Here is a 25,025-nt window from a genome sequence, read left to right as displayed (position 1 = left end):
CGCCGTGGGCGGCGGCGGGCTGGGGGTGGTCGGCATCGTCGTGCTGGTCCTCTTCCAGCTCCTGGGCGGCGGTGGCGACGGCACCGGCGCAGGCGTCGGCGGGCTCTCGGGGCTCGGGCCGGGCCAGACCGCCGACAACGGCCGGCTGGAGGAGCGGTGCCGCACCGGGGCCGACGCCAACGACTCGGTCGAGTGCGCCGTCGTCGCCGACATCGAGTCGATCCAGGACTACTGGACCGGGGTGCTCGGCGCCGACTACCGCCCCACCCAGACCGTCTTCTTCTCCGGCTCGGTGCAGACCAGCTGCGGCGGGGCGACCAGCGGGTCGGGGCCGTTCTACTGCCCGGCGGACGAGCTGGTGTACATCGACCTCAGCTTCTTCGACCAGCTGGAGCAGCAGTTCGGCGCCCGGGGCGGCCTGTTCGTCAACGCCTACGTGATCGCGCACGAGTACGCCCACCACGTGCAGAACCTGCTGGGCATCAACCGCCAGGTCACCCCCGGCGAGTCGGGGCCCACGAGCGGCACCGTGCGCCTGGAGCTGCAGGCCGACTGCTTCGCCGGCGCCTGGGCCGACCACGCCGAGACGGTGCCCGACGAGTCGGGGCAGCCGCTGATCGCCGAGATCACCGACGACGACATCGCCCGGGCGCTGGACGCCGCCGGGCGCATCGGCGACGACTTCATCCAGGAGAACCTGGGGAGCGGCACGGTGGACCAGGACGCGTTCACCCACGGCACTTCCGAGCAGCGCCGGCGCTGGTTCCTCACCGGGTACGAGACCGGCGACCCCGGCCGCTGCGACACCTTCGCCACCGACGACCTGGGCTGACGATGACCGAGCACCTCCGCGTGACGCGGGACGGGCAGGTCGCCGTCCTGACCATCGACCGGCCGGAGAAGCGCAACGCGATGACCGTGGGCATGTGGGCGGCCCTGCCGGCCGTCCTGGCCCCGCTCGCCGACGACCCCGGCGTCCGGGCCCTGCTGGTCACCGGCGCCGGGCCCAGCTTCTGCGCCGGTGCCGACATCTCCGACCTCCTCGGTGGCCCGGACCCCGTCGACCCGATGGCCGAGGTGCGGCGGCACAACCTCGCCGCGCAGGCGGCGCTGCGCAGCTTCCCCAAGCCGACGCTCGCGGTCGTCCGCGGCCACTGCATCGGGGGTGGGGTGGAGCTCGCGACCTGCTGCGACCTGCGGTTCGCCGACCCCACGGCGGTCTTCGGCGTCACCCCGGCCAAGGTCGGGATCGTCTACACGCCCGCCTCCACCAGGGCGCTGGTGGACCTGGTCGGACCGGCCACCACGAAGTACCTCCTCTACAGCGGTGAGCTGGTCGACGCGGGGACCGCGCTGCGCACCGGCCTGGTCGACCGGCTCGTCGACGCCGACGACCTCGACGCCGAGGCGCACCGGTTCGCGGCGGTGCTGGCCTCCCGCTCGGGGCTCACCCAGCGCTCGATCAAGGAGGTCGTCGCCGCGCTCGCCGACGGCGGGGACGGCGAGGCGCTCGCCGCCGCCCGCTACCGCGAGACGATCGCCGCCGGGGAGCTGGCCGAGGGCGTCGCCGCCTTCACGGAGCGCCGCGCACCGCGCTTTCCCTGGTCGGGCTGACATCGGGCGTTTCGGCCACGCCCGGGCGCGGGTACCCGACCCGCTGCGCGGAACGGGTTTCTCGCGAGCGGCAGAGGGCCGGTGCAGCGCTGCGCCGGCCCCTTCCACCGCCACCACCCGACCGCGCCCCGGGACGCACGGATGCGCCGGGGCACACCAGCTCTCGCGCCCGAACCCACGAGGCGCCGACCCGACGACGTCACGGCCGTCCACCCGCGGTAACGCACCGCCCGGATGTGTGCCGGAACGGCGCCGGGGTAGCGCTCCCACCGACCACGAAGCATGCCGAGGAGGACCGATGACTCACTCCATCGACGCCCCGTTCCCGCCGCCGGTTCCGCCCACGACGGGAACCAGCACCACGACCGACAGCACGTCCACCAAGGACGCCGCCAAGGGCGAGGCGCAGCACACCAAGGACGTCGCCAAGGGCGAGGCCCAGCAGACGAAGGACGTCGCCAAGGGCGAGGCCCGCGCCGTCGGGCACACGGCCGCGCAGGCCGGCAGCCAGGTCGCCTCGACCGCCGCCGACCAGGCCAAGCACGTCGCCGGCGAGACGCAGCGCCAGGCCAAGGACCTGCTCGAGCAGGGCCGCAGCCAGCTCAAGGAGCAGACGGTCGCCCAGCAGCAGAAGGCCGCGACGGGGCTCTCGTCCCTGGCCCAGGAGCTGCGCGGCCTGGCCGACGGCACCAGCGACGGCGCCCCCGGCCCCGCCCGCGACCTGCTCCACCAGGCCTCCGGCCTGGTCGAGGGTTTCGCCGACAAGCTGCAGAACCGCGAGCCGGCGCAGCTCCTCGACGAGGTGCGCACCTTCGCCCGCCGCAAGCCGGGCCTGTTCCTGCTCGGTGCCGCCGCGGCCGGCGTCCTCGCCGGTCGGCTGACCAGCGGCGCGCGGGCGGTGCACAGCGACTCCGGGTCGGGCCAGGACCACGGCCAGCACCACCGCAGCACGCCCACCAACTACGTCGACCCGGCGCCGACGTACTCGGGCTACTCCACCGCCACGACGGGTGCGGGGACGGGTACCGGGGCACCGCTGCCCCCGCCGCCGTACGGCACGGTGCCCCGGTACCCTCTCAGCGCACCTCACCGGGCCGGCAGCGCGGTGCCGCCGACCGCCCCCTCGGGCTGGGACGACCCCGCCCGCCGGCCCGGTGAGGTGCGCTGAGATGAGCTCCCCCTACTCCGGCGCCACCCCCGCGGGGTCGCAGGGCTACGCGGAGCCGACGGCGCAGAACTACGCCGCGGACTACCCCGAGGGCCAGCAGCACTACAGCGGCGACATGGGCACCCCCACCACCGAGTCCGGCCACCCCGACGTCGAGGGCGTCTCGGTCGGCGCGCTGATCGGCGAGGTCACCAAGGACCTCTCCACGCTGATGCGCCAGGAGCTCGAGCTGGCCAAGGCCGAGCTCAAGACCGAGGCCAAGAAGGCCGGCCAGGGCGCGGGGATGTTCGGCGCCGCCGGGTTCGCCGGCTACATGGTGCTGATGTTCCTGTCCTTCGCCCTCTGGTGGGCGCTGGAGAACGTCATGGACGCCGGCCTGGCGGCCCTCATCGTGGCCGTCCTGTGGGGCGTCGTCGGGGCCGTCGCCTACGTGATGGGCCGCAAGAAGTTCCAGCAGGTGAACCCCAAGCCCGAGCGCACCGTGGACACCCTCCAGCAGGTGCCCGGCGCCATGAAGCCCCACTGACCACCAGACCGCGAGGAGTCGCAACCATGACCAGCAGTGACCCGGACGTCATCCGGCGGCAGATCGAGGACACCCGGCGCGAGCTCAGCTACGACGTCGACGCCCTCAACGAGAAGGTCAACCCGTCCCGCGTCGTGGACCGGAGGGTGACCGCGGCCAAGGGCCGCATGACCTCCCTCAAGGAGAAGGTGATGGGTTCCGCCCACGACACCACCTCCACGGCCCAGCACCGGGCCTCGAACGCGGCAGGCTCCGTGCAGGGTGCGGCCTCCAGCGCGGCCGGCAGCGTGCAGGACGCGGCGTCGAGCGCGGCCGGCAGCGTGCAGGACGCGGCGTCGTCCGCGGTCGGGGCCGTCCAGCAGGCACCGGACACGATCGTGCGCCAGGCACAGGGCAACCCGCTCGCCGCCGGGCTGATCGCCTTCGGTGCGGGCTGGCTGGTGTCCAGCCTGCTGCCCGCCACGCAGAAGGAGCAGGAGCTCGCCCACCAGGCCGAGACCGCGTTCCGCGAGAACAAGGACGCCCTGCTGCAGCCCGCCAAGGAGGCAGCCCAGGAGATGGGCGAGCAGCTCAAGCCGGCCGCCCAGCACGCGGTGGAGGAGGTCAGGTCCACCGCCCAGGACGCGACCGAGACCGTGAAGCAGGAAGGCCAGTCGGCCGCGCAGGACGTGCAGGGTCAGGCCCAGCAGTCCAAGGACAACGTGCAGGGCCAGGCCCAGCAGTCCAAGGACAACGTGCAGGGCCAGGCCCAGCAGTCCAAGGACAACGTGCAGAGCCGCTCCTCCGGCTCCTGACACCGCGGGTCGGCCGACCCGCACGCAGCGCTGCGCCCCGCCGGGCTCCCCGGCGGGGCGCAGCGCTGTCCGCGGCCGGGGCACCACCCCGACGGGTGAGCCGGCGCGCCGCCTGCTGCAGGCCTGCCGGCGCGGCGCCGTTCCTCCCAGGGACGACGACCCCGGTCCCCCCGCAGCTCCGCGCCGGGACCACGACCGAACGGGAGCTCCCGTGGATCCGGCCCTGCACTCCCCCGGCGGCTCCGCCGGGCCGGCCCCGGGTGCGATCCGCGTGCTCGTCGCCGACGACGAGGACGACATCCGCGCCCTGGTCTGCCTGGCCGTCCGCAAGGCCGGCGGGCACGTGGTCGTCGCGGCCCCCGACGGCACGACGGCGCTGGCCGCGGCGCGGGCCGAGCTCCCCGACCTGGCCGTCCTGGACGTCTCCATGCCGGGTGCCACGGGCCTGGAGATCTGCACGGCCCTCCGCGCGACCCCGGCGACCGCCGGCATCCGCATCCTGCTGCTGTCGGCCGGCGCCTCCCCGGACGAGGTCACCCGCGGGCTGGCCGCCGGCGCCGACGCCTACCTGCCCAAACCGTTCACCGTGGCCGGGCTGGTCCGGCAGGTGCGCGCGCTGGCCGCGGGGGAGCCGGTGGCATGAGCCTCGCCGTCCTCGACCGCCCGCAGGCAGCCGATGGCTCCTGGACCCGCCGATCCCCCGTCGCGGGGGTGCTGCACGGGCCGCTGCTGTGCACGGTCCTGTTCACCGGGGCGGCGTTGCTGCTGCTGACCGGTTCGATCCCCGTGGCCGACCGAGACCTCGTCCTCGCGGGCCTGGCCGCCGCCTCGGCCGCCACCGGCGTCGCGTGGGCCGCCCGACGGTCCCGCTCCGTCGCCGGCTCCGTCGCCGTCCCCGCGGCGCAGCTGGGCGCCGTCGCCCTCCTGCACGCGGGCACCGGCTCCGCGACCACCCTGCTGCTGCTCGTGGGCCCGCTGTGGGCGCTCGCCATGCAGCCGGACCGCCGGGGGCTGCTGGTCGGCGTGCTCGGGAGCGCCGCGGTGCTGTCGGTGCCCGCGGTCACGGACCCGCCCGGTGCGCTGCTGCTCGGGACCCTCGTCGTCGCCGCCGGGGGCTCGGCGGTCCACGGGACCGCCCGCCGGCTGGCCGCCCGGTCGCGCGAGATCGGGCAGCTGGAGCGGGAGCAGGCCGCGCTGCTGGCCCAGGTGCAGAGCCGCGCCGACGAGCTGGACACCGCCTCGCGCATCCTGGCCGCCCGCGCCCAGACCATGACCAGCGTGATCGACGCGGTCACCGAGCAGTCGATCATCGGCACCGACCGGGACGGCACCATCCGCGTCTGGAACCCCGGGGCGGAGAAGATGCTGGGCGTCCCCCGCCCGGACGTCGTCCGGACCCGCTCGATCCTCGACTTCCACCTGCCCGAGGAGCTCGACGCGGCCGCCGCGGACCGCGCCTGCGGCACCGGCCTCGAGGCGCTGGTGCACGCCGCCCGCGAGCACGGCAGCGACGTCCGGGACTGGACCTACGTCGCCGCCGACGGCAGCCACCGCACCGTCTCCGTCGCCATCACCCCGCGCTCGGACGACCGCGGCGCGCACGCCGGCTGGAACTTCGTCGGCACCGACATGACCGAGGCCCGCGCCACCGAGCGGATGAAGGACCAGTTCGTCAGCCTGATCAGCCACGAGCTGCGCACGCCGCTGAGCTCGATCCTGGGCTACCTCGAGCTGGTCATGGACGACGAGGACCAGCCCCTCACCGACGAGCAGCGGCAGTACCTCGCCACGGTGGAGCGCAACGCCCAGCGGCTGCTGCGGCTGGTCGGCGACCTGCTCTTCACCGCACAGGTGGAGAGCGGCCGGTTCACCCTGCAGCCGGCCGACGTCGACCTCGCCGGCGTGGTCCGCGCGGCCGAGGAGACCGCCCGGGTCGCCGCCGCGGCCGCGGGTGTGCAGATCGTCGTCGACGTGCCCGATGACGGGCTGGTCGTGGCCGGCGACGCCGTCCGGCTGGGGCAGGCCTGCGACAACCTGGTCTCCAACGCGGTCAAGTTCACGCCGGCCGGGGGGCGCATCGACCTGGTGCTGCGCCGGGGCTGGCGCACGCCCGAGGGCGAGGTCGTCGACCACCGCGTCCCCGAGGCGGCGCCGGTGGCGCTGCTCTCGGTCGCCGACACCGGGATGGGCATCCCCGCCGGCGAGCAGGGGCAGATGTTCACCCGCTTCTTCCGGACGTCGAACGCGCAGCGCAACGCCGTCCCCGGGGTCGGGCTCGGGCTCACCATCACGAAGGCCATCACCACCGCCCACGGCGGCACGCTGGACCTGGAGAGCACCGAGGGCGTCGGCACCACCTTCACGATGACCCTGCCCGTCCCCGGGTGACGGACGCGCCCATTCCTTGCGGATTCCTTGCGGATCGCTGGCGGGTGGCCTGCGGTTGCCCCCGGAGAGTCCTCGGTGTCGCCGGAGAACCGGCGTCGCCCCGGACACAGGAGACGCAGGGACATGAGCACCACCACCGCCACCGCCTCGACCGCCCGCAAGGTCATCGGCTCGCTCGGCGTGATCGGCGCGGCGGCCGCGGTCGCCGGCCTGGGCACCTTCGGCAGCTTCACCGACTCCACCTCGGTCGACACGACGATCAGCTCCGGCACGGTCTCGATCGACCTGACCCAGCCCGCGGCGGCCATCCCGGTGACCACGACCGGCTTCGTGCCGGGTGACAGCCTGACCCGTGCGGTGACGCTGACGAACGACGGCAGCACCGGGCTCTCCTCGGTGGGGCTCTCCGCCACGGACGCCACGTCGAGCGTCCTCACCAACGGCGCGGCCAACGGGCTGCAGCTGACCGTCAGGTCCTGCGACGTCGCCTGGGTCCAGGGCGGCACGGAGACGGCCCGCACCTACACCTGCGCCAGCGGCGAGAAGCAGCTCTCGACCGGGCCGGTCCTCAAGCCCGTCGACCTCCCCGGGCTCAAGTCCCTGACCGCGGGCGGTTCCGACAACCTCGTCTTCTCGATCTCGCTGCCGACCGCGGCCGACAACTCCTTCCAGGGCAAGACCGCCACCCTGCGCCTGACCTTCACCGGCACGCAGGCCGCCGGCACCGCCCGCTGAGCCCCGCCCGACGACCACACGGAGTTCCCGCCATGACCACCGTCCTCCCCGTCCGCGCCGCGGCGCCGGCTGTCGAGCCGGCCCCGAGCGAGGACGCGCGTCCCACGGCCGGCCGGTTCCGCCGCACCGTGGGCCGCACGACCCCGTGGCTGGTCCGCGGCGTCATGGGGGTCGCCGTCCTGGCCTTCGCCGTCCTGGCCGTCGGACCGCACCTGCTCGGCTACCGCACGATGACCATGCTGACCGCGAGCATGGCGCCGGGCATCGAGCCGGGCGACATCACCATCGCCACCCCGATCGCCCTCACCGAGCTCACCGAGGGCATGGTGATCACGTACCACATGCCGGTGGGCGACCGCAGCCTCGTCACCCACCGCGTCGTCTCGGTCGACCGGGCCGAGGACGGCAGCGTCACCGTGCAGACCAGGGGTGACGCCAACGAGGCCATCGACCCGTGGACCGCCGGCCTCCAGGGCGACAGCGTCTACCAGGTCCGCGCGGTCATCCCGGAGTTCGGCCACCTGGTCCAGCTCCTGCGCACCCCGGTCGTCAGCCAGGTGCTGCTCTACGGAGCCCCCGCGCTGCTCGCCGGCTGGCTGCTCCTGACCATCTGGCGCCCGACCCGGCAGACCGAGGAGGACCAGGCGTGAACGCCGTCCGCCGCGCCCTGGCCGTCACCGGCCTCGCCGCCGCACTCGTCGCCGGGACCGCCGTCCCCGCCGCGGCCGGCTTCGACGGCACCGCGAGCGTGCCGACCACCATCTCGACCGAGGTCGTCCAGCCGCCCACGGCGGTCAGCACGGCCGGCAGCTGGTGCTTCCTGAGGTTCGGGGTCCGGATCTCGTGGAGCCCGAGCTCCTCTCCCGATGTCAGCGGCTACGTGGTCACCGCCCGCCGGAGCAACGGCACGACGTTCGTCGTGGGCCGGACGGGTGCGCGGGGCACGAGCGTCAGCGAGACCTACTGGGCCTCCGGGCAGAGCTACACGTTCACGGTGACCGCCGAGACCCCGTACGGCTGGACGGCGACGTCCGCACCGACCGCGGCCGTGTCGTGCTGACCGGCCTGCCCGCGGATCGGACGGCCCCTGCCCCCGGCCGGACCGTCGCCCTCCTCTCCGACGACGGCCTCCTGGACTTCCTGCGCGCCCGGACCACGGGGCCGGGCGCGCAGGCCGGGGACGACGCCGCGGACGACGACCTGGTCGACGGCGAGCTGATGGCCCGGCTGCGGGGCGTGTACGCCGAGGCGCTGCCCTCGCGGCTGTCGGCGATCGACCGGCACACCCGCGCCGGGAACGCCACCGCGGTCGCCTTCGCGGCCCACACCCTGGCCGGGACCAGCGGTCAGCTGGGCCACCCGGAGGTCGCCTCGATCTGCCAGGAGATCGCCGCCGACGCCCGCCGCGGGGTGCTCGCCCACTCGCGGGTCGCCCGGCTGCAGCAGCTCGCCGGCGCCTGCTGAGCGCCCCCGACCCGCGGAGGCATAGGAAGCTTCTACCGGCGTCCCGGGGCCCCGAGGCGGGTGCACAGCTTCCTGTGCCTGCGCGGCAGGGGGGCTACGCGGCGACCAGCCGGTAGCCGACGCCGCGGACGGTCCTGATCTCCGGCGTGCTCAGCCCGGCGGCGACGAGCTTGCGGCGCAGGTTGGACATGTGCGCCTCGACCAGGCGCAGGTTGCCCTCCCAGTCGGTGTGCCAGACCTCGCGCAGCAGCGTCTCCCGCTGCAGCACGCGACCCGGCCGGGAGGCGAGCGCGGCGAGCAGGTCGAACTCGGTGCGGGTCAGGTCGACGACCTCGCCGTCGACCCGGACCTCGCGGCTGTCCTCGTCGACCTCCAGCTCGGCGAGCCGGCGCACCGACTCGGCCGCCGCGGCCGGCGCCGCGGCCGGCTGCGGGGCGGTCCGCGGGAAGCGCAGCATCGCCTGCACCCGGGCCACGAGCTCGCGCGGGGAGAACGGCTTGGCCATGTACCCGTCGGCGCCGACGGCCAGCCCGATGAGCAGGTCGACCTCCTCGGCCCGCGCGGTGAGCATCAGCACGTAGCAGGGCGTCTCGGCGCGGATCTGCCGGCACACCTCGGTGCCGTCGGCGTCGGGGAGCCCGAGGTCGAGCACGATGAGGTCCGGCGGGTCGCGCCGCACCTCCTCCAGCGCCTCGATCCCGGTGCCGACGGCGCGCACGGCGAACCCCGCCCGCCCGAGCACCGTGGTCACGAGCTCGCGGATCTCCTCGGTGTCCTCCACCACGAGCACGGACTGCTCCGGCACGACGTCCCCTCCTCGCTGCTCGCTGGGCGTGCGGAGGCTGGTCCTCCGGTCACCTGACCGGGTGATCGGCACGCCGGCCGGGCGGCTTGAGCGGGCGGCCTGTCCCCCGGCCCACCCCATCGGGTGAGGACGGCGGGGCACGGCTCATGGGTGGGGCCCGGGCGGCCGTCAACCCCCGCGGGGACATCCCGTTCCCCCTCCCGGTCGACCCGGGGGACCCGACCGACGGGAGCCGGAACCGTGGACGGTGCCCTGCACGTCCTGGTCGTCGACGACGACCCCGACACCGCATTCTTCGTGCGCACCGTGCTGCAGCGGGGCGGCATGGCCGTGACCACGTGCGCGGACCCGCTCGAGGCGCTCGCCCTCGCCGGGCGCACCGAGTTCGACGCCGCGATCACCGACATCGAGATGCCGGGCATGACGGGGCTGGAGTTCCTCGACCGGCTCCGCGCGCTGCGCCCGGACCTGCCGGTGACCGTGATGACGGCGCACGCGTCGGTCGACTACGCCGTGGACGCCCTGCGCCGCCAGGCCGACGAGTTCCTCGTCAAGCCGGTGCCCAAGGAGACCCTGGCTGCGACGATCCGCCGGCTGGCCGAGACCGCGCAGGCCAAGCGCGCCGCGGCGCCCCGGCGGCAGACGGTGCTCGCCATCGGCGCCCACCCCGACGACGTCGAGATCGGCGTCGGCGGCACCCTGGCCGCGCACCGCTCGGCCGGCGACCAGGTCGTCATCCTCACGCTCTCGCGGGGCGCGCGCGGCGGTGCGGCCGACGACCGGCAGGACGAGTCCCTGGCCGCCGCCGAGCTGATCGGCGCCCGCCTGTTCCTCGAGGACCTCGAGGACACCCGCATCAGCCCGATGGACCCGACCATGTCGATCATCGAGCGCGTCGTCGCCGAGGTGCGGCCGACGATCGTCTACACGCACTCGGCCAACGACCGGCACCAGGACCACCGGGCGGTGCACCAGGCCGCGACCGTCGCGACCCGCAACGTGCCGACGGTGGCCTGCTTCCAGAGCCCCTCGGCGACGATCGACTTCCGGCCCTCCCGCTTCGTCTCCATCGACGGGTTCACCCGCACCAAGCTGGACCTGCTCAAGAGCTTCCGCTCGCAGGCCGGCATCCGCGCCTACCTCCAGGACGACTTCGTCCTGGCCACCGCCCGCTACTGGTCCCGCTACGGCAGCGGCGGCCAGTACTGCGAGCCGCTCGAGGTGGTCCGCGACGCCGGTGGCGTCGTCGGCGCGACCAGCGAGTCCGCCTTCCAGCAGCCCTCCCCCGCCACCTCGACCACCCCGGAGCCCTACGGTGTCTGACCCCAGCCCCACCCGCGTCCTCGTCACCGGAGCGGGCGGCCCCGCGGGCATCGCCGTGCTCCGCTCGCTGGCCCGGCGCGACGACGTCGTGCTGCTCGCCGCCGACATGGACCGGTACGCCAGCGGCCTCTACCTGGTCGAGGCCGGTGCCCGGCACCTGGTCCGGCCGGGCCTGGACGAGGAGTTCGTCGACCACCTGGTCGCGCTGTGCGAGCGGGAGCGGGTCGACGTGCTGTTCTCCACCGTCGACGTCGAGCTGCCGCGGCTGGCCGCCGAGCGCAAGCGCCTGGACGCCGTCGGCACCACGCTGGCCGCCCCGAGCCTGGAGACGCTCGAGGTCTGCCTGGACAAGTACGCGCTGGCGCAGCGCTGCGCCGAGGTGCTGCCCACGCCGCGCACCGCGCTGCTGGGTGCGACCGACGCCGGCAGCTGGGACTACCCGGTGATCGTCAAGCCGCGCCGCGGCGCCGGCTCCCGCGGGGTGCGCCTGGTCGAGGACGCCGCCGCGCTGCGCGCCCTCGGCAGCGACGAGGACACCCTCGTGCAGGCCCACCTGCCCGGCGAGGAGTACTCGGTCGACACGCTGGCCGACGCCGACGGGCACGTGGTCGCCGCCGTGCCGCGGTCCCGCCTGCGGGTCGACTCCGGCGTCTCGGTCGCCGGGGCCACCGTCGCCGACCCGGAGCTGGAGGAGACCGCCCGCCGGGTGGCCCGCGCGATCGGGCTGGTCGGGGTGGCGAACGTGCAGCTGCGCCGCGACGCCGAGGGCCGCCCGGCCCTCCTGGAGGTCAACCCGCGCTTCCCCGGGGCGATGCCGCTGACCGTCGCCGCCGGCGTCGACATGCCCTCGCTCGCCCTGGACCTGGCGCTGGGCCGGCCGCTGCCGGCCGCGGTGCCGTTCCGCGAGCTCGCCGTCGTCCGCCACCTGGAGGACGTCTTCCTCGCCCCGTCCGACGTCGTCGCCGAGGAGGCCGCCCGATGACCACCGCCCTGCAGGACCTCGACCTGCTGCTCACCGACCACCACGTGCACTCCACCTGGTCCGACGACGCGGTGAGCGCGCCGGCGGAGAACCTGGTCGCCGCCCGCGACACCGGGCTGGCCAGCATCCGCATGGTCGACCACGTCCGGACGACGACGACCTGGGTGCCCGGCTTCCTCGCCGAGGTCGCCGCGCTGCCCCGCGTCGAGGGGCTGGAGGTGCTCACCGGCGTGGAGGCGAAGATGCTGGACGCCTCCGGGCGCCTGGACCTGCCCGAGGACCTCGTGGTGGGGCCGGGCGGGGTGGACCGCATCCTCATCGCCGACCACCAGTTCCCCGGGCCGGACGGTCCGTGGAGCCCCCGCCGCACGCTCGAGGAGATCGAGGGCGGGCTGCCCGCCCAGGACGCGCTGTCGATCCTGGTCGAGGCCACCGTGCGCGCGATGCAGCGGGCCGGCCGCGCCCAGCTCGCCCACCTGTTCTCGCTGCTGCCCAAGATCGGGCTGCACGAGAGCGAACTGCTCGACGAGCACGTGGCCGCGATCGCCGATGCCGCGGTGCGCACCGGCACCACCGTCGAGGTCAACGAGAAGTGGCGCTGCCCGGGGCCGCGCGTGGTCCTGGCGCTGGCCGCCGCCGGGGTGACCCTGGTCGGCTCCACCGACAGCCACGAGGCCGCCACGGTGGGCCGCTTCTCGTGGGTGGCTGACGCGGCGTCGGCGACCCGGCTGGTCGGCGCCCGGTGAGCACCCTGGCCGCGGGCACGGACGTCGCCGCGATCGGGGAGACCGCGCTGACCGTCGTCCTGCTGGCGCTGGTCGGCATCGGGGCGGTCCCCGTCGTGGCCGGGCTGGCGCAGTTCCTCGTCATCCCGTTCCACGCGGTGCGCAACCACTACCGGGAGACCGGCCCGTACCTGCCCAACGTCGCGGTGGTGATCCCGGCCTGGAACGAGGCCGCGGTGCTCACCACCTCGATCGAGCGGCTGATGGGGCTGGACTACCCGCCGGACCGGTTGCGGGTGTACGTCGTCGACGACGCCAGCACCGACGACACCCCCGCCGTGCTCGCCGCCTGCGCCGAGCGCTTCCCGGGCCGGGTCGTGCACCTGCGCCGCGAGAAGGGCGGCGAGGGCAAGGCGCACACCCTCAACCACGGGCTGCGCGAGATCCTCGCCGACGACTGGATGGAGGCGCTCCTGATCATGGACGCCGACGTCATCTACGAGCCGGCCTCGCTGCGCAAGATGACCCGCCACCTCGCCGACCCCACGGTCGGTGCGGTCACCGCCTACATCCGCGAGGGCAGCGGCGACCCGGAGGGCATCACCCGGTTCATCGGGTTCGACTACCTGGCCGCGCAGGCCGCCTCGCGCCGGGCCCAGAACGTCGCCGGCGCGATGGCCTGCCTGGCCGGGGGCGCCCAGCTGCACTCGCGGGAGAACCTGGTGGCGATCGGCGGCCAGATCGACACCTCGTCGCTGGCCGAGGACACCGTCACCACCTTCCGCACCCAGCTCGCCGGGCGCCGCGTCGTCTTCGAGCCGCACGCCCGCGTGCTGGCCGAGGAGCCGGCCGGCGTGGACGCGCTGTGGAAGCAGCGGCTGCGCTGGGCCCGGGGCAACGTGCAGATCACCTCGATGTACCGGCACCTGTGGTTCCGCCGGTCGGTGCACCCGGGGCTGGGCGGCTTCTTCTTCGGCATCTTCTGGTTCGCCATCCTGCTGCTGCCGGTGGCGATGCTGCTCACCTCGGTCGGCCTCATCGGGCTCTTCCTGCTCGACAGCGAGCTCGCCTCGGAGGTGTTCGGCGCAGCGGTCTTCGTGCCGATCGCGACGTTCGTCTTCATGATCACGCTGACGATGTCGGTCGACCCGCGCACCGGCCTGAAGGTGTGGCGCGAGGCCCTGCTGTTCCCCGGCGCCGTCTCCTTCGTCGTCCTGGTCTCGGCGGCCTTCCCGGGGATCGTCCCCCTGTCCGGCGGCGCCGAGACGTTCTGGACGCTGTTCGTCTACAGCTGGCTGGTGCTCTGCATCCCGCTGGCCTACGGGGTGCGCAGGCTGGAGGGCACCCGCTGGGGCCGGCCGCTGACGCCGCTGGCGCTCTACCTGGTCGGCTTCGGGCCGATGATGTGCGCGATCACCGTGGACGCCTACGTCAAGGAGTTCCGCGGGGCCGCGATGACCTGGGACAAGACCGAGAAGACCGGGAGGGTCACCGCATGAGCAGCGTCGAGCACCTGGTCGGGGCCGGGCAGCCGTTCCGGGTGAGCCCGCCGGTGGTGCTCACCGAGGAGCTGCTCGCCCGCTGCGGCGGGCTGCCCCCGGTGTGGGCCGACCCGGTCGCGCTGGCCGACGAGACCGAGGCCGACCGCGTGCGCGAGCGCCGGCTGTGGGTCGGGCTCGCCGTGGCGGTCGCCGTGGTGGTGCTGCTGTACCTGGTGCGCACCGCCGTCCTCGGCGCCTGAGACCGCGGCCCGGCCCGCCCCCCTGACCCGGGGCGGGGCGGGCCGCACCACCCGCTCAGACGAAGGCGCTCACCCCGGTCAGGGCCCGGCCGACGATCAGCTGGTTGATCTCGCGGGTCCCCTCGTAGGAGTAGAGCGCCTCGGCGTCGTTGAAGTACCGGACGACGTCCTGCTCGAGCAGGATGCCGTTGCCCCCGAGCAGCTCCCGGGCCCACGCCACCGTCTGCCGCGCCTGGCTGGTGACGTAGCTCTTCGCCAGCGCGGCGTGGTCGTCGCGGAAGACGCCCTCCTCCTGCAGCTGGGCGACCCGCACCGCCATCCCCAGGCTCGCGGTGACGTTCCCCGCCATGCGCGCCAGCAGGTCCTGGACCAGCTGGAACCCGGCGATCGGCCGGCCGAACTGCTCCCGCTGCTTCGCGTAGGCCAGCGCCGTCTCGAAGGCGCCCATCTGGCACCCGACGGCGCTCCACGCGACGCCGCCGCGGGTCAGCTTCAGCACCCGGTTGACGTCCTTGAACGTGTTGCCGCCCTCGAGCTTGTTCTCCGCCGGGACCCGGCAGCCCTCGAAGGTGATGTCGGCGTTCTGCACGGTGCGCAGGGCGTACTTGCCCTCCATCTTGGTGGCGCTGAAGCCCGGGGTCCCCTTCTCCACGACGAAGGTCTTCACCGAGTCGTCGGCGACGTCGCGGGCGAAGACGACGACGAGGTCGGCGAAGGTGCCGTTGCCGATCCAGCGCTTGGCGCCGTCGAGCACCCACTCGTCGCCGTCCCGGCGCGCGGTCGTCTCCAGGCCGAGCGCGACGTCGGAGCCACCGTGCGGCTCGGTCAGCGCGAAGCAGCCGATCTTCTCCAGCGCCAGCATGCCCGGCAGCCAGCGGGCCTTCTGCTCCTCGGAGCCGAGGGTGACGATCGAGCCCATCGCCAGGCCGTTGTGCACGCCGAGGAAGGTGGCCATCGACGGGTCGACGCGGGCGGTCTCCAGCGCGATGAACCCGGTGAACAGCCGGGAGGCCCGCGGCGAGCCCTCCGTGTCGTAGCTGCGGCCGACGAGCCCGGCCTCGGCGAAGCGCGGCACGAGCTCCATCGGGAAGGTCGCCGCCGCCCAGTGCTCGTTGACCCCCGGGCGGACCTCCTCCCGCAGGAAGCTGCGGATGCCGGCGAGCTCCTCGCGCTCGTCGTCGGCCAGCAGCGACTCGTAGGCGTAGAGGTCGCCGGGGATGAGGTCGTCGGTCATGCGGGTGTCCTCTCGTCGGTGGCGCCCGGCCTCCTACCCGCCGGGTGCGCGCCGCAACTCGACCGCCGCCGCGGGCAACGGGCTGGTCTCCGCCCGGTGCAGGGCGTGCTCCGTGAAGCCCCGCGGCCCGGCCGCCCGGAGCACCCCGGCCAGCACCCGCTCGACGGTGTCCGGGCCCATCACGGAGCAGCCGACGAGGATCCGCCCGCCGGTGGCGAGCACCCGGTCGACGACGTCCCACTCCGCACCCGGCGGCGTCCAGAAGGCCCGGACGTCGAAGGAGACGACGACGTCGAACCCGCGCTCCGGCAGCTCCACCTCGACCAGCGGGCCACCGTGGACGGTGACGCGGCCGGCGTCGACCGCCGCCCGGTTGCGCGCGGTCGCCGCCGCGACCATCGCCGGCGACCGGTCGACCGCGACGACGTGCCCGCCCGGCAGCCGCGCGGCGAGGAGGGCGACCAGCACGCCGTGGCCGCAGCCGACCTCGAGCACCCGCTCCCCCGGCGCCGGGTCGACCAGGCCCGCCGCCCAGGTCAGCCGCTCCGACGCCCGCACGCCGGCCGCCTCAGCTCAGCATCCGGGTGCCCGGCGGCAGCACCCCACCCGCGAGCAGCTCCGCCGTCGCGTCCTGCAGGGCGGTGAGGGCGGCGCGCTGCGCGAAGGGGCCGGTGGAGACGCGCGCGACGCCCAGCCGTTCCAGCTCCGCGACCGGCGGGGTGGCGCCGGGAACGGCCAGCACGCTCAGCCGCCCCCGCCCCAGGGCCCCGACCAGCGCGGCGATATCGCCGGCCGCGACCACCCCGGGCACGAAGACCGCGGCCGCGCCGGCGGCCAGGAAGGCGCGGCCCCGGTCCGCCGCCTCCTCCAGCAGCGCCGCCCGGTCGGCGTCCCCGGGCGCGAGCAGGACGACGTCGGTGCGCGCGTTGAGGACGAAGTCGATGCCGGCGGCGCGGCCGGCGTCGAGCACCTCCCCCACGGCGGCCACCGCCTCGTCGAGCGGCCGCAGGGCGTCCTCGAGGTTGCCGCCGACGGCGCCGGCCGCGATCACCCGCGCCGCCGTCCCGCCCGGGTCGCCGTAGCCCGCCTCCATGTCGACGGACACCGGTAGCTCCACGGCGGCGGCGATCCGCCGCACCACGTCCAGGTGCAGCTCCAGCGGGATGCGCTCGCCGTCCTCGTACCCCAGCGACGCGGCGATGGCGTGGCTGGCCGTGGCCAGCGCACCGGTCCCCGCGGTGCCGGCGACGACGCGGGCGGAGGTCACGTCCCAGACGTTGGCCAGGACGAGGATGCGGGGATCGGTCTGCAGCCGCAGCAGGGTGCGGGCGCGGGAGGCCAGGTCGGGCATGCGGGCAACCTAGGGCGCGCGCGGAGCCGTTGACCAGCCACCCTGGCGGGAACCGGTAAGGCCAGGCTAACCTGCGTGGGTCGCCCGGGCGCCAGCGCCGGGGCAGCCCCCGCCGTCTCCCGTTAGGCGTCCGCTCCATGTACGTGTGCCACTGCACCGTGGTCACCGACCGCGACGTCCTCGAGGCGATCGCCAACGGGGCGCGCTGCGTCGCCGACGTCGCCCGGGCCACCGGCGCCGGGCGCACCTGCGGCAACTGCGTGACCTCCCTGCGCGAGCTGGTGTGCCAGCATTGCCCGGTGCGAGCCGGGGGCACCACCGAGCACCCGGCCGAGCGAGAGCTGGGAGTGGCCGGTGCAGCCCGTTAGCCCCCGCGTCGTCGAACTGCTGAACGACGCGCTGACCTTCGAACTGACGGTCACCAACACGTACTTCCTGAACGCCCGCATGCTCGACGCGTGGGGCCTGCCCAAGCTCGGCAAGGTCTTCTACGACCTCTCCATCGACGAGATGCGCGACGCCGACGCCCTCATCCAGCGCGTCCTGCTCTTCGACGGCCACCCCAACCTGCAGCGTCTCGGGGCGATCCGGGTGGGTGAGACGGCCGAGGAGATGCTCGTGCTGGCCCTCGACAGCGAGAAGGCCGCCGTCGCCCAGTTCAACGCCTCCGCGAAGGAGTGCCACGACCTGGGTGACCACGGCACCGCGTCGGTGTTCGAGGAGATGGTCCTCGACGAGGAGAAGCACGCGGACTGGTTCGAGGCGCAGCTGGCCGCCATCGAGCGCGTCGGCTCCCCGCAGTACCTGGCCGCGCAGATCGCCACCGAGACGCCCTGACGCGAGGAGGGCCCCTCCCGTCGGGAGGGGCCCTCGTCGCGCTCCCGGGCTCAGCCGGCCAGCAGCTCCCGCAGCCGCTCGAGCTGCAGGGTGGCGGCGCGCAGGCCGATCCCGGTGTAGAACACGTCGTCCTCCACCTGGAAGGCCCGCCCGTCCTGGACCGCCGTGAGCATCGGCCACAGCGGTCCGGCGACGACGGAAGCCTCGCCCGAGTCGGCGACCGGCCCGTAGGACGAGTACAGGATCACGTCGGCGTCGGCCTGGCTGATCTCCTCGGGGCTCAGCTCGGCGAAGGTGGGGCGGCCCGCCGGCAGCTCGACCTGCTCCAGGCCGATGTCGCCGAGCACCGTGCCGATGAACGAGTCGGGCTGGTAGGCCCGGATGGTGCCGCCGACGAAGCGGATCGGGCTGATCGTCGTACCGGTCCCGATCTCCTGCCCGAGCTGGGCGGCCTGCTCCTCGTAGTCCGCGATGAGCTCGGCTGCCTCCTCCTCCCTGCCCAGCGCCTCGGCGTCGAGGAGGAGGTTCTCCTTCCACGTGTCGCCGACGTCGGCGGCGAAGACCGTGGGGGCGATCTGCGACAGCTGGTCGTAGATGTCCTCGTGGCGCACGGAGTTGGACAGGATGAGGTCCGGCTCGAGCGCCGCGATCTCCTCCAGGTTCGGCTCGGCGATCGTGCCGACCACCTCGACGCCCTCGGCGTCCTCGGCGAGGTAGCTGAGGAAGGTCTCGGAGACGTCGGTGGTCACCGCACCCACGGGGGTGACGCCGAGCGAGAGCGCCGAGTCCAGCTCACCGGTGTCCAGGACGACGACCCGCTCGGGCTCGGCCGGGATCTCGGTCGCGCCCATGGCGTGCTCGACCGTGCGCGGAAAGGCGGCGTCCCCCGTCACGGTCCCGCCCGACGCCCCGTCGTCGGGCTCGTCCCCACCGCCGCACGCGGCCAGGGTCAGGGCGGCCGCCACCGCGAGGGCGGTCGCGCGCGAGAGGCGCATCGTCATGGTTCTCCTCCGTGCTGGAGCGCACCCCCGGGGAGGGGCGTGCGTCTGGATCGGCCGGCGTCCGTGTGCAAGACTGCCGGAAGCCAGGGAAGGCTAGCCTAACTAGGGAGCCGGCCCACACGCACCGACCCGGGAGTGGCCGTGACCGTCCAGACCGCGCAGATCCCCGCCTACCGCACCTTCCCGGTGCGCGTCGCGCGGGTGCAGCGGCTGAGCCCGAGCTTCCTGCGGGTCACGTTCACCGGGCCGGAGATGGACGACCTGACGTCCAACGGCCGCGACCAGCGCATCAAGGTCATGCTGCCCCTGCCGGGGCGCGGCATCCTGGACTGCCCGGCCGGCGAGGACTGGTACGGCGCGTGGCGCACCCTGCCCGCCGAGCGCCGCATGCCGATCCGCACCTACACCGTCCGCGCGCTGCGCCCCGAGCAGCGCGAGGTCGACGTCGACTTCGTCCTGCACGGCGCGACCGGCCCGGCCTCGGCGTGGGCCGAGCAGGCCGGCCCCGGTGACGAGGTGGTCCTGGTCGCCCCGAACGCCCGCTTCCCCGGGGAGACCGGCGGCTACGAGTGGCACCCGCCGGCCGACGCCTCCTGCCTGCTGATCGCCGGCGACGAGACCGCGGTGCCGGCCGTCTGCGCGATCGTCGAGGGCCTGCCGGCCGGCCGCCGCGCCAAGGTCCTGCTCGAGGTGCCGACGGCCGGCGACGCGCTGAACGTCGCCGCCCCGGCGGGGGTGGAGATCACCTGGCTGCCCCGCTGGCCCGCCGACGGCGCACCCGCCGCGCCGCGGGGGCGGCTGCTCACCGAGGCCGTGCTCGCGGCGGTGCGCGAGCTGGGCGACCTCGTCTCCCCCTCCCCCGCGGTCGACCTGGCCGACGTGGACGTCGACGCCGGCATCCTCTGGGAGGTGCCCGCCGAGGACACCGTGGCCGCGGGCTCCTCCGGCGTCTACGCCTGGCTCGCCGGCGAGGCCGGCGTGGTCAAGGGCCTGCGCCGGCACCTGGTCCAACAGGTGGGCGTCGACCGCCGGTCGGTGGCCTTCATGGGCTACTGGCGCGAGGGCCGCGACTCCGACTGACACCCTTCCGGTTGACACCATGACACCAGCCGGTGTCACATGAGCTCACCCTTCCGGTTGACACCATGACACCAGCCGGTGTCACATGAGCTCGTGCCTGGTTACGACGTGGTCGCCACCGACGGGCTGAGCGTCATCGGGACCGTCGGCTTCTTCGTGCCGGCGGCCGTGCTCGTGGCGCTGGTCGCCGGCGCCGTCGTCCGCGACCGCCGGATCACCGCGCGGGAGGCGGCGGCCGAGGCCGACCGCCGGGGCACGACGCGGGAGGAGCTCGCCGAGGACGACGCCCCGGACCGCTAGCCCCCGAGCTCGCCCAGCGCCGCCTCGACGGCGCCGGCCACCTCGGCGGCCATCTCGGTGCGGAACGCGGCCAGCACCGCCTGCGCCGCGACCGGCTGGAGACGCGTGACGGTGGCCAGGATGGCGTCCAGCTGCGCGGGCGGCGCCCCGGCCTCGACGAAGCCCCGCCACACGGTGTCGACGAACATCTGCACGTAGGTGCGGCTGATCGCCCGCACGTGCTCGTTGACCTGCGCCTGGGCCGCGATGAGCGCCGCCGACGGCACGCCGAGACCGACCACCTGCAGCCCGGCCACCAGCAGCGCCGGGTCGAGCACCCGCAGCCGCTCCCCGCCCAGCCGCTCCACGATGCCGAGCTCCACCAGCTGGTCGACCAGCGCGGGGCCGATCTGCACGCCCGTCCGGGCGGCGAGCTCGGGGCCGGTGGTCTCCTCCGGCTCCGGCGGGAGCCACGGCGTGAGCAGCGCCCGGTGCAGCGCGAGGGTGGCCGAGCTCGCCGCCGGCGGGGCGCTGGCGAGGGTCCGCTCGATCATCGCCAGCGAGTACCCCTCGGCGAGCATCTCCCGGACCAGCAGCAGCCGGGCGACGTGCCCGCGGCCGTAGTAGCCCGTGCGGCCCACCATGCGCGGCGGCGGCAGGAGGCCCCGGGCGGCGTACGCGCGCACGTTCCGGACCGTCAGCCCGACGCGGGCGGCGAGCTCGTCGACCGTCAGCTCCTGCTCGTCCTCACTGGCCGGCCCGGGTGGGGCTTGGCTCACGGCTGCTCCTCTCCGTCGTCCGCACACGGTATGCGACCCGTTCCATGTAGCACTTGTCGATGTAACCGTTGCTCGTGTTACATAGGCACATGCCTGGGAGGGACACCGTGCTGATCGCCGCCGAGACGCGTCCGGCAGGAGGTGCCGCCCTGGGCGAGGTCGCCCTCGCCACGGGCATCGGCGCGCTCCTGACCGCCGTGCTGCTGGCCCTGGTCCTCGCGCACCGCACCCGGCGGTCGACCCTGCTCGTGCGGGTGGGCGACCGGCTGGGCCGCGCCACGGGCGCACCGGGCTGGGTCGCCCTGCCGACGGTCCTCACCACGGCGTCGTTGCTCACCGCCCTGCTCGGCATGCTGTGGGACATCGCCCTGCACATCGGCGTGGGCCGTGACGAGGGTCCGCTGGCGAACCCGGCCCACTACCTCATCCTCTTCGGCCTGTTCGGTGTCTTCGCCGGCGGTGTGCTGGCCTGCGCCATGCCGCTGGACGAGCGGCCCGGCCCGGCGGCGGTGCGCTTCGTCCGCGGCTGGGACGTCCCGGTCGGCGGCATCCTGCTCACGGCCGCGGGCTTCTACGCGCTGCTCGGGTTCCCCCTGGACGACGTGTGGCACCGGATGTTCGGCCAGGACGTGACCCTCTGGGGCCCCACCCACCTGATGCTGATCGGCGGCGCCGGCCTGTCGATCGTCGGGCTGCTGGTCCTCGAGCAGGAGGGGCACGGCAGGCGCTCCACCGACGGCGGTGACCGGGCGGGCACCGTCCGCTTCCTCCGGCAGGCCTCGGCCATGGGTGGGCTGCTGCTGGGCATGTCGGTGTTCCAGGGCGAGTACGACTTCGACGTGCCGCAGTTCCGGCTGGTGCTGGAGCCGTTCATGATCGCCGGCGCCGCCGGCGTCGCGCTGGTCGCCGCCCGCATGTTCATGGGCCGCGGCGGCGCGCTCGCCGCGACGGTGTTCTTCCTGGTCGTGCGCGGCTCCATCGCGCTGGTCGTGGGCCCGGGCCTCGGCGAGATCACCCCCACGTTCCCGCTCTACCTCGGCTCGGCGATCGCGGTCGAGCTCCTGGCGCTCGCGCTGCCGCCGGCGCGGAGGCCGCTGCTGTTCGGCGCCGTGGCCGGGGTGGCGATCGGCACGGTCGGCCATGCCACGGAGGGGGGCTGGACCCACCTCGTCCAGGAGCTCAGCTGGGGCAGCGACATCCTGGTCGAGGGCACGCTCATGGCGCTCGCCGGCGGCATCGCCGGGGCGCTGCTGGGTGCCCTGCTGGCCACCGGGCTGCGCCGCCGGCTGCCGCGCCCCGCCGTCGCCCGCGGCGTGCTGCTGGCCTGTCTGGCGGTGCTCGCGGGCGCCGTCGCCAACGGCCTGGTCGCCACCGTCCCCGACGACGTGGAGGCGACCTTCACCATCGATGAGGTCACCACGGGGCCGCGCACCGCCGACATCGGGGTGCGGCTGGACCCGGCGGACTTCCCGGACGACCCCGCGTGGCTGCAGATCACCGCCTGGCAGGGCCAGGGCCTGGTCGTGACGCCGCTGGAGCGGGTCGGCGAGGGCGAGTACCGGACGACCGAGCCGGTGCCGCTGCACGGCACGTGGAAGACGCTGCTGCGCGTGCACGACGGGCGGGTGCTCACCGCGTTCCCCATCTACCTGCCGCAGGACGACGCGATCCCCGCCGACGAGATCCCCGCCGAGGACGGCATGACCCGCAGCGCGATCCCCGAGATCGACATCCTGCAGCGGGAGCTGCAGGATGTCGGCGGCGGCCTGTGGCTGGTGTCCAACCTCGTGGTGCTCGCCTGCACGCTGGCGCTCGTGGCCGCCATCGCCTGGGGCGTGGCCCGCCACGCCCGCCGCGGCCCCGCCGGGGAGCCGTCCGCCGACGCCCCGGCGGGCCGTCCCCGGCAGCGCACGGCGGCGTCCGGGGCGCGCCGGTGAGCCCGCGCCGCACGGCCGCCGCCGTCCTGCTGCTGGCGCTCCCGCTCGCCGGCTGCGCCGGCACGGCCGCCCCCGCCGTGGAGGCGGCCGCTCCTGCGGCAGCCGACTCCCCCGCCGCCGGCAGCACCACGCCGACCGACCCCGCACCGACGGAGGCCGCCGGCCGGCGCATCGAGGTGGCGTACGCGGACGGCCGGGTCACCGGCGACACCGGCCGGGTGCCGGTGCCGCTGGGTGAGCCGGTGACCGTCGTCGTCACCTCCGACGTCGCCGACGAGGCGCACCTGCACGGGTACGACGAGCTGGCCGACCTGGTGCCGGGGCAGCCGGCGGAGCTCGCGTTCGACGCCACGATCCCCGGGGTCTTCGAGCTGGAGCTGCACGACGCCGGGACGGTGCTGCTGACGCTGCAGGTCGGGTGAGCGTCCTCGCGCACGGCGTCGGCTCGCGCACGGACCTGCCGATCCCGATCGGCTTCGCGCTCTACGGCGCGGGGGCGGCCATCCTGGTCAGCTTCGCCGTCCTGCTGCTGTTCTGGCGCACGCCCCGGCTGGGCGGTCCCGGGTCGGGGCGCCCGCTGCCGGCCGGCGTGCAGCGGGTCGTCGACGCCGCGCCGCTGCGGCGGGGGCTCCAGGCGGGCGCGCTGGCCGTCGCCGCCCTCGTCGTCGCCGTCGCGTTCCTGGGGCCCCGGGAGACCGCGCGCAACCTCGCCCCGTGGGTGCTGTACGTGACCTTCTGGGTGGGGCTGGTGCCGGCGAGCCTGCTGCTCGGCCCGGTCTGGCGGGTGGCGAACCCGCTGCGGCTGCTGCACCGGCTGCTGCGGCCGGTGGCGCCGGACGCGCCGGGTGCCGCCCGGCTGCCCGCGCTCGGTCTCTGGCCCGCGGCGGCGTCGCTGCTCGCCTTCGTCTGGCTCGAACTGGTCTTCCCGGGCCGCGCCGAGCCGGTGACCGTCGGGGTGTTCCTGCTGGTGCACGCGGTGGTGCACGTGGCGCTGTCGCTGTGGTTCGGCGAGGGCTGGTTCGCCCGCGGTGACGGGTTCGAGGCCTACTCCACGCTGATCGCCCGGCTCTCCCCGTGGGGGCGGCGGGACGACGGCCGCCCGGTGCTGCGCAACCCGCTGGCCGGCGCGCTCGCCACCCCCGCCGAGCCCGGGCTGACCGCGCTGGTGGTGGTGCTGCTGGGCTCCACCGCCTTCGACGGGCTCTCGCGCACGGTGTGGTGGCAGACCGGCCCGGGCGCGGCGGACGACACCCTGTCGGGCACGGTCGGCCTGCTGGCGTCGATCGGCGTGGTCGCCGCCCTGTACGCGCTGGGCACGCGGCTGTCCGGGCGGCTGGCGGGGCAGGCCCCGGGCGTGCAGCCGGGCCGGTACGCGGCCACGGTCATCCCGATCGCGCTGGGCTACACCGTGGCCCACTACTTCAGCCTGCTGCTCCTCGACGGGCAGCACACCTGGATCCTGGTGAGCAACCCGTTCGGCGTCGCCGGCGTCGACCTGTTCGGCACGTACCGCAACCGGGTCGACCTGACCGCGGTCGGCTCCGACGCGATCGCGCTGGTGCAGGTGGGGGCGATCATCGCCGGCCACGTCGTCGGCGTGGCGCTGGCGCACGAGCGGGCACTCCGCTCGGCGCGCCACGCCCGGGCCTCCGACCAGCTCCCGCTGGTGGTGGTGATGGTCCTGTTCACCCTCGGCGGGCTGGGCCTGCTGTTCGGCTTCTGAGCGGGTCACCCGAACGGGCGCATCCGGCCCGGCGACCTCCAGCACGGGCCCCGGGCTGCCGATGGCCCCGGTGCCGGACCGATGTCCGGACCGGGCCACCGGTCCCCGGGCCGACGAGTGCGAGAGGACCGCCCCGTGATCGCTGTGAGCTGCCGCAACGGTGAGCACTTCGCCGTCGACCCCGACCTGATCGAGCGGGTCGAGCGCGACCCCGACACGGTCGTGCACCTGGTCGACGGCACCCACTACGTCGTCGAGACGGCCTTCGAGGAGGTCCTGCACTCGATCGCCGCCCACCGCGCGGGGGCGCTGGTCGCCCGGGCGCGGCTCACCGACGGGTACGCCGCGACGCCGACGGCCGCCCGGCTCGCCCGGCTCGCCCAGCGGCACGGCACGGGGCGGGCGCGCGAGACCGAGCTGGGCGCCGTCCCGAGCTGACGCCGCTCAGCCTGAATCCACCGATTCGGAGTCGGTAGTGCAGGGGACGGTTTCTTGATCTTGGTTTCGGTGGGTGGGCGTGCGTGGGCCGGGACCTGGGT

30 protein-coding genes are annotated in these 25,025 nt (G+C 74.9%); 24 read left to right on the top strand and 6 right to left on the bottom strand.

Annotation, left to right across the window (positions count from 1 at the left end; translation table 11 throughout):
- From E9565_RS16845 to E9565_RS16795, 11 genes are all read left to right on the top strand, one after another.
- Positions 1–832 (top strand): neutral zinc metallopeptidase (locus E9565_RS16845; RefSeq protein ID WP_236835981.1); only part of this gene is annotated, 832 nt, incomplete at its 5' end.
- Positions 833–834: 2 nt separating this feature from the next.
- Positions 835–1,614: an enoyl-CoA hydratase/isomerase family protein gene (locus E9565_RS16840; protein ID WP_236835979.1), complete on the top strand. Its 780-nt coding sequence runs from the start codon at positions 835–837 to the stop codon at positions 1,612–1,614.
- A gap of 298 nt (positions 1,615–1,912) precedes the next feature.
- A complete protein-coding gene (locus tag E9565_RS16835) occupies positions 1,913–2,782 on the top strand; it encodes a hypothetical protein (RefSeq protein WP_236835977.1) in 870 nt (289 codons plus the stop codon).
- Position 2,783: 1 nt separating this feature from the next.
- The gene (locus E9565_RS16830; protein WP_236827370.1) at positions 2,784–3,308 is read left to right on the top strand and encodes a phage holin family protein; all 525 of its coding nucleotides are present in this window, start codon (positions 2,784–2,786) and stop codon (positions 3,306–3,308) included.
- Between the two features lie 26 nt (positions 3,309–3,334).
- Positions 3,335–4,102 (top strand): DUF3618 domain-containing protein, encoded by a 768-nt coding sequence (locus E9565_RS16825; protein ID WP_236835975.1) that lies wholly within the window; start codon positions 3,335–3,337, stop codon positions 4,100–4,102.
- A 211-nt stretch (positions 4,103–4,313) separates the two neighbouring features.
- Complete coding sequence (locus E9565_RS16820) at positions 4,314–4,745, top strand: response regulator transcription factor (protein WP_236835973.1); 432 nt, start codon at positions 4,314–4,316, stop codon at positions 4,743–4,745.
- Positions 4,742–6,490, top strand: a complete 1,749-nt coding sequence (locus tag E9565_RS16815) for a cell wall metabolism sensor histidine kinase WalK (RefSeq protein ID WP_236827367.1) — start codon at positions 4,742–4,744, stop codon at positions 6,488–6,490. Before E9565_RS16820 ends, E9565_RS16815 begins: the two co-directional genes overlap by 4 nt.
- 123 nt (positions 6,491–6,613) lie before the next feature.
- Positions 6,614–7,225, top strand: a complete 612-nt coding sequence (locus E9565_RS16810; protein WP_236827366.1) for a TasA family protein — start codon at positions 6,614–6,616, stop codon at positions 7,223–7,225.
- Between the two features lie 32 nt (positions 7,226–7,257).
- Positions 7,258–7,875, top strand: coding sequence for a signal peptidase I (locus E9565_RS16805; RefSeq protein ID WP_236835971.1), 618 nt, complete (start codon positions 7,258–7,260; stop codon positions 7,873–7,875).
- Positions 7,872–8,285, top strand: coding sequence for a hypothetical protein (locus E9565_RS16800; protein ID WP_236827364.1), 414 nt, complete (start codon positions 7,872–7,874; stop codon positions 8,283–8,285). The genes E9565_RS16805 and E9565_RS16800 overlap by 4 nt, the downstream gene beginning before the upstream one ends.
- Positions 8,279–8,689 (top strand): Hpt domain-containing protein, encoded by a 411-nt coding sequence (locus tag E9565_RS16795; protein WP_236835969.1) that lies wholly within the window; start codon positions 8,279–8,281, stop codon positions 8,687–8,689. The genes E9565_RS16800 and E9565_RS16795 overlap by 7 nt, the downstream gene beginning before the upstream one ends.
- A gap of 94 nt (positions 8,690–8,783) precedes the next feature.
- Here E9565_RS16795 and E9565_RS16790 read toward each other — a convergent pair whose 3' ends face one another.
- A complete protein-coding gene (locus E9565_RS16790; protein WP_236827362.1) occupies positions 8,784–9,494 on the bottom strand; it encodes a response regulator transcription factor in 711 nt (236 codons plus the stop codon).
- A 240-nt stretch (positions 9,495–9,734) separates the two neighbouring features.
- Between E9565_RS16790 and E9565_RS16785 the strand changes: the two genes are divergently transcribed.
- Genes E9565_RS16785 through E9565_RS16765 form a run of 5 tightly spaced genes read left to right on the top strand, consistent with a single transcriptional unit; the run spans position 9,735 to position 14,265 of the window.
- A complete protein-coding gene (locus tag E9565_RS16785) occupies positions 9,735–10,817 on the top strand; it encodes a response regulator (protein ID WP_236827361.1) in 1,083 nt (360 codons plus the stop codon).
- Complete coding sequence (locus E9565_RS16780; protein ID WP_236835967.1) at positions 10,810–11,799, top strand: ATP-grasp domain-containing protein; 990 nt, start codon at positions 10,810–10,812, stop codon at positions 11,797–11,799. The genes E9565_RS16785 and E9565_RS16780 overlap by 8 nt, the downstream gene beginning before the upstream one ends.
- Complete coding sequence (locus E9565_RS16775; RefSeq protein ID WP_236827359.1) at positions 11,796–12,545, top strand: histidinol-phosphatase; 750 nt, start codon at positions 11,796–11,798, stop codon at positions 12,543–12,545. Before E9565_RS16780 ends, E9565_RS16775 begins: the two co-directional genes overlap by 4 nt.
- The gene (locus E9565_RS16770; protein WP_236835965.1) at positions 12,542–14,023 is read left to right on the top strand and encodes a glycosyltransferase family 2 protein; all 1,482 of its coding nucleotides are present in this window, start codon (positions 12,542–12,544) and stop codon (positions 14,021–14,023) included. The genes E9565_RS16775 and E9565_RS16770 overlap by 4 nt, the downstream gene beginning before the upstream one ends.
- On the top strand, positions 14,020–14,265 hold the full coding sequence (locus tag E9565_RS16765; RefSeq protein ID WP_236827357.1) for a hypothetical protein: 246 nt from the start codon (positions 14,020–14,022) through the stop codon (positions 14,263–14,265). Before E9565_RS16770 ends, E9565_RS16765 begins: the two co-directional genes overlap by 4 nt.
- A gap of 55 nt (positions 14,266–14,320) precedes the next feature.
- Here E9565_RS16765 and E9565_RS16760 read toward each other — a convergent pair whose 3' ends face one another.
- Genes E9565_RS16760 through E9565_RS16750 form a run of 3 tightly spaced genes read right to left on the bottom strand, consistent with a single transcriptional unit; the run spans position 14,321 to position 16,850 of the window.
- Positions 14,321–15,499, bottom strand: coding sequence for an acyl-CoA dehydrogenase family protein (locus tag E9565_RS16760; protein ID WP_236827356.1), 1,179 nt, complete (start codon positions 15,497–15,499; stop codon positions 14,321–14,323).
- Positions 15,500–15,532: 33 nt separating this feature from the next.
- Positions 15,533–16,057: a trans-aconitate 2-methyltransferase gene (locus tag E9565_RS16755; RefSeq protein ID WP_236835963.1), complete on the bottom strand. Its 525-nt coding sequence runs from the start codon at positions 16,055–16,057 to the stop codon at positions 15,533–15,535.
- Between the two features lie 10 nt (positions 16,058–16,067).
- Complete coding sequence (locus E9565_RS16750; protein ID WP_236835961.1) at positions 16,068–16,850, bottom strand: isocitrate lyase/phosphoenolpyruvate mutase family protein; 783 nt, start codon at positions 16,848–16,850, stop codon at positions 16,068–16,070.
- A 143-nt stretch (positions 16,851–16,993) separates the two neighbouring features.
- Between E9565_RS16750 and E9565_RS16745 the strand changes: the two genes are divergently transcribed.
- Both E9565_RS16745 and bfr read left to right on the top strand, forming a co-directional pair.
- Positions 16,994–17,218: a bacterioferritin-associated ferredoxin gene (locus tag E9565_RS16745; protein WP_236827353.1), complete on the top strand. Its 225-nt coding sequence runs from the start codon at positions 16,994–16,996 to the stop codon at positions 17,216–17,218.
- Positions 17,205–17,687, top strand: a complete 483-nt coding sequence (gene bfr, locus E9565_RS16740; protein ID WP_236827352.1) for a bacterioferritin — start codon at positions 17,205–17,207, stop codon at positions 17,685–17,687. The genes E9565_RS16745 and bfr overlap by 14 nt, the downstream gene beginning before the upstream one ends.
- A gap of 50 nt (positions 17,688–17,737) precedes the next feature.
- Here bfr and E9565_RS16735 read toward each other — a convergent pair whose 3' ends face one another.
- On the bottom strand, positions 17,738–18,688 hold the full coding sequence (locus tag E9565_RS16735) for an ABC transporter substrate-binding protein (RefSeq protein ID WP_236835959.1): 951 nt from the start codon (positions 18,686–18,688) through the stop codon (positions 17,738–17,740).
- A gap of 141 nt (positions 18,689–18,829) precedes the next feature.
- Here E9565_RS16735 and E9565_RS23345 point away from each other — a divergent pair, with 141 nt between their 5' ends.
- Positions 18,830–19,768, top strand: coding sequence for a siderophore-interacting protein (locus E9565_RS23345; RefSeq protein ID WP_236835957.1), 939 nt, complete (start codon positions 18,830–18,832; stop codon positions 19,766–19,768).
- Between the two features lie 93 nt (positions 19,769–19,861).
- Positions 19,862–20,068 (top strand): hypothetical protein, encoded by a 207-nt coding sequence (locus E9565_RS16725; protein WP_236835955.1) that lies wholly within the window; start codon positions 19,862–19,864, stop codon positions 20,066–20,068.
- On the opposite strand, the gene E9565_RS16720 is transcribed toward E9565_RS16725, so the two are convergent.
- On the bottom strand, positions 20,065–20,826 hold the full coding sequence (locus E9565_RS16720; RefSeq protein ID WP_236835953.1) for a MerR family transcriptional regulator: 762 nt from the start codon (positions 20,824–20,826) through the stop codon (positions 20,065–20,067). The two genes, E9565_RS16725 and E9565_RS16720, sit on opposite strands and share 4 nt — an antisense overlap.
- A gap of 89 nt (positions 20,827–20,915) precedes the next feature.
- Here E9565_RS16720 and E9565_RS16715 point away from each other — a divergent pair, with 89 nt between their 5' ends.
- The 4 genes from E9565_RS16715 to E9565_RS16700 all read left to right on the top strand — a co-directional run bounded on the left by E9565_RS16715 (position 20,916) and on the right by E9565_RS16700 (position 24,924).
- Positions 20,916–22,763, top strand: coding sequence for a hypothetical protein (locus E9565_RS16715; RefSeq protein ID WP_236835952.1), 1,848 nt, complete (start codon positions 20,916–20,918; stop codon positions 22,761–22,763).
- A complete protein-coding gene (locus E9565_RS16710; protein ID WP_236835950.1) occupies positions 22,760–23,185 on the top strand; it encodes a hypothetical protein in 426 nt (141 codons plus the stop codon). Before E9565_RS16715 ends, E9565_RS16710 begins: the two co-directional genes overlap by 4 nt.
- Positions 23,182–24,486 carry a hypothetical protein gene (locus tag E9565_RS16705; protein WP_236835948.1) on the top strand — a complete coding sequence of 435 codons (1,305 nt, stop codon included), beginning with the start codon at positions 23,182–23,184 and terminating at the stop codon, positions 24,484–24,486. Before E9565_RS16710 ends, E9565_RS16705 begins: the two co-directional genes overlap by 4 nt.
- Positions 24,487–24,621: 135 nt before the next feature.
- Complete coding sequence (locus E9565_RS16700; RefSeq protein WP_236827344.1) at positions 24,622–24,924, top strand: flagellar FlbD family protein; 303 nt, start codon at positions 24,622–24,624, stop codon at positions 24,922–24,924.
- Positions 24,925–25,025: the final 101 nt, after the last annotated feature.

The organism is Blastococcus sp. KM273129 (genome assembly GCF_021698995.1).
Classification (GTDB): domain Bacteria; phylum Actinomycetota; class Actinomycetes; order Mycobacteriales; family Geodermatophilaceae; genus Blastococcus.
This window is presented reverse-complemented; position numbering and strand designations above follow the sequence as displayed.